General features: G+C 36.6%; 1 protein-coding gene. It reads right to left on the bottom strand.

The genetic code is table 11. The annotated features are described in order from the left end of the window. Positions 1-911 (bottom strand): S-layer homology domain-containing protein (locus CS063_RS17350; protein WP_143452490.1); only part of this gene is annotated, 911 nt, incomplete at both ends.

Genomic DNA, 911 nt, shown 5'->3' with positions numbered 1-911 from the left:
TCATTTAACTTAATAATTAAAGTCATCATCTCTGCACGTGTTAATTCTCTTTGTGGTTCCATTGTGGTTGCACTTGTTCCAGATAATAACCCTACACTCGTACAATAGTCTATGGCTTCTTTATAAGGTGAAGTCTTCACATCTTGGAATGCAATACTAGGTTTTACTCTCTCCAGTTTCCCTTTTGTCACTTCATATAATACTTGAGCGAGTAATTCCCTCGTCAACCCTTTCTCTCTATACTCACAAGTTTTTGCCAAAGTTTCCTCACTAAGCTTAGAACCAATGGATGCTACATATGCAAATCCCCAATGCTCTTTATTTGTTACATACTTTTCTACTGTTGTTCTTGGCAGCTTCATCTCAGTAATACCTTTACTAAGGAGTACTCTATCTAGGAAAGTAAATGTATCTACTTGTGTTAACTTGCCATTTGGATTAAAGCTTCCATCTGGATTACCTGCTACTAATCCTATTGCAGCTGCTTGCTTAATGTAGTTATTTGCCCAATATGTAGCTTTTACATCTGTAAAAGTAGCATCTTTAATAGGCTCTAAAACAACCGCTTTAGCCAATAAGCTAGTATCTACTCCCAACTTACTTAAAAGCTCTGGATTTTTAATCATCTCCTGTAACTCTTCATTTGTAAACTTACCTTTTGTAAGTTCATTTAATTGTTTTACTGTAATTGACTCTCCAAGTGCTGTATAAGGCATTTTATTTTTTGCCTTTTCTATTTCTTGTTTAATTTCTTGTTTAGTTGAATCAGGTAACTTATTAATAGCTTGTTCAACCTTTGATGTTGGATTTGAAGGGAGTGTTCCTCCACCGGATGATGAGCTACCGCTTGAGCCTGAACCACCTCCGCCTGAAGAAGTAGCTTTAACTGTTACTTCCGTCCTAGCACGAAG

Source organism: Sporanaerobium hydrogeniformans, from assembly GCF_002735925.1.
GTDB lineage: Bacteria > Bacillota > Clostridia > Lachnospirales > Cellulosilyticaceae > Sporanaerobium > Sporanaerobium hydrogeniformans.
Note: the sequence above shows the minus strand (reverse complement) of the source record. Positions and strands in the feature narration are given on the sequence as shown.